Origin of the sequence: Bacillus cereus group sp. BfR-BA-01356, from assembly GCF_022663635.1 — a bacterium.
Lineage (GTDB): Bacteria > Bacillota > Bacilli > Bacillales > Bacillaceae_G > Bacillus_A > Bacillus_A cereus.
The window spans coordinates 1-2,986 of record NZ_JAKUFX010000233.1 but is presented as its reverse complement, the minus strand read 5'-3'; the positions used below and the strand labels follow the sequence as shown (position 1 = coordinate 2,986).

Here is a 2,986-nt window from a genome sequence, read left to right as displayed (position 1 = left end):
GTATGTTCTTTGAAAACTAGATAACAGTGTAGCTCATATTTTTTAATTTTTAGTTTGGTTAAGTTAGAAAGGGCGCACGGTGGATGCCTTGACACTAGGAGTCGATGAAGGACGGGACTAACGCCGATATGCTTCGGGGAGCTGTAAGTAAGCTTTGATCCGAAGATTTCCGAATGGGGAAACCCACCATACGTAATGGTATGGTATCCTTATCTGAATACATAGGGTAAGGAAGACAGACCCAGGGAACTGAAACATCTAAGTACCTGGAGGAAGAGAAAGCAAATGCGATTTCCTGAGTAGCGGCGAGCGAAACGGAACATAGCCCAAACCAAGAGGCTTGCCTCTTGGGGTTGTAGGACATTCTATACGGAGTTACAAAGGAACGAGGTAGACGAAGCGACCTGGAAAGGTCCGTCGTAGAGGGTAACAACCCCGTAGTCGAAACTTCGTTCTCTCTTGAATGTATCCTGAGTACGGCGGAACACGTGAAATTCCGTCGGAATCTGGGAGGACCATCTCCCAAGGCTAAATACTCCCTAGTGATCGATAGTGAACCAGTACCGTGAGGGAAAGGTGAAAAGCACCCCGGAAGGGGAGTGAAAGAGATCCTGAAACCGTGTGCCTACAAATAGTCAGAGCCCGTTAACGGGTGATGGCGTGCCTTTTGTAGAATGAACCGGCGAGTTACGATCCCGTGCGAGGTTAAGCTGAAGAGGCGGAGCCGCAGCGAAAGCGAGTCTGAATAGGGCGTTTAGTACGTGGTCGTAGACCCGAAACCAGGTGATCTACCCATGTCCAGGGTGAAGTTCAGGTAACACTGAATGGAGGCCCGAACCCACGCACGTTGAAAAGTGCGGGGATGAGGTGTGGGTAGCGGAGAAATTCCAATCGAACCTGGAGATAGCTGGTTCTCCCCGAAATAGCTTTAGGGCTAGCCTTAAGTGTAAGAGTCTTGGAGGTAGAGCACTGATTGGACTAGGGGTCCTCATCGGATTACCGAATTCAGTCAAACTCCGAATGCCAATGACTTATCCTTAGGAGTCAGACTGCGAGTGATAAGATCCGTAGTCAAAAGGGAAACAGCCCAGACCGCCAGCTAAGGTCCCAAAGTGTGTATTAAGTGGAAAAGGATGTGGAGTTGCTTAGACAACTAGGATGTTGGCTTAGAAGCAGCCACCATTTAAAGAGTGCGTAATAGCTCACTAGTCGAGTGACTCTGCGCCGAAAATGTACCGGGGCTAAATACACCACCGAAGCTGCGGATTGATACCAATGGTATCAGTGGTAGGGGAGCGTTCTAAGGACAGTGAAGTCAGACCGGAAGGACTGGTGGAGTGCTTAGAAGTGAGAATGCCGGTATGAGTAGCGAAAGACGGGTGAGAATCCCGTCCACCGAATGCCTAAGGTTTCCTGAGGAAGGCTCGTCCGCTCAGGGTTAGTCAGGACCTAAGCCGAGGCCGACAGGCGTAGGCGATGGACAACAGGTTGATATTCCTGTACCACCTCTTTATCGTTTGAGCAATGGAGGGACGCAGAAGGATAGAAGAAGCGTGCGATTGGTTGTGCACGTCCAAGCAGTTAGGCTGATAAGTAGGCAAATCCGCTTATCGTAAAGGCTGAGCTGTGATGGGGAAGCTCCTTATGGAGCGAAGTCTTTGATTCCCCGCTGCCAAGAAAAGCTTCTAGCGAGATAAAAGGTGCCTGTACCGCAAACCGACACAGGTAGGCGAGGAGAGAATCCTAAGGTGTGCGAGAGAACTCTGGTTAAGGAACTCGGCAAAATGACCCCGTAACTTCGGGAGAAGGGGTGCTTTCTTAACGGAAAGCCGCAGTGAATAGGCCCAAGCGACTGTTTAGCAAAAACACAGCTCTCTGCGAAGCCGTAAGGCGAAGTATAGGGGGTGACACCTGCCCGGTGCTGGAAGGTTAAGGAGAGGGGTTAGCGTAAGCGAAGCTCTGAACTGAAGCCCCAGTAAACGGCGGCCGTAACTATAACGGTCCTAAGGTAGCGAAATTCCTTGTCGGGTAAGTTCCGACCCGCACGAAAGGTGTAACGATTTGGGCACTGTCTCAACCAGAGACTCGGTGAAATTATAGTACCTGTGAAGATGCAGGTTACCCGCGACAGGACGGAAAGACCCCGTGGAGCTTTACTGTAGCCTGATATTGAATTTTGGTACAGTTTGTACAGGATAGGCGGGAGCCATTGAAACCGGAGCGCTAGCTTCGGTGGAGGCGCTGGTGGGATACCGCCCTGACTGTATTGAAATTCTAACCTACGGGTCTTATCGACCCGGGAGACAGTGTCAGGTGGGCAGTTTGACTGGGGCGGTCGCCTCCTAAAGTGTAACGGAGGCGCCCAAAGGTTCCCTCAGAATGGTTGGAAATCATTCGTAGAGTGCAAAGGCATAAGGGAGCTTGACTGCGAGACCTACAAGTCGAGCAGGGACGAAAGTCGGGCTTAGTGATCCGGTGGTTCCGCATGGAAGGGCCATCGCTCAACGGATAAAAGCTACCCCGGGGATAACAGGCTTATCTCCCCCAAGAGTCCACATCGACGGGGAGGTTTGGCACCTCGATGTCGGCTCATCGCATCCTGGGGCTGTAGTCGGTCCCAAGGGTTGGGCTGTTCGCCCATTAAAGCGGTACGCGAGCTGGGTTCAGAACGTCGTGAGACAGTTCGGTCCCTATCCGTCGTGGGCGTAGGAAATTTGAGAGGAGCTGTCCTTAGTACGAGAGGACCGGGATGGACGCACCGCTGGTGTACCAGTTGTTCTGCCAAGGGCATAGCTGGGTAGCTATGTGCGGAAGGGATAAGTGCTGAAAGCATCTAAGCATGAAGCCCCCCTCAAGATGAGATTTCCCATAGCGTAAGCTAGTAAGATCCCTGAAAGATGATCAGGTTGATAGGTTCGAGGTGGAAGCATGGTGACATGTGGAGCTGACGAATACTAATAGATCGAGGACTTAACCATATAATATG

General features: G+C 51.2%; 1 rRNA gene. It reads left to right on the top strand.

What is annotated here, in order from left to right:
• Window positions 1-56 precede the first annotated feature (56 nt).
• Window positions 57-2,978 (top strand): 23S ribosomal RNA (locus tag MR168_RS32520).
• Window positions 2,979-2,986 lie beyond the last annotated feature (8 nt).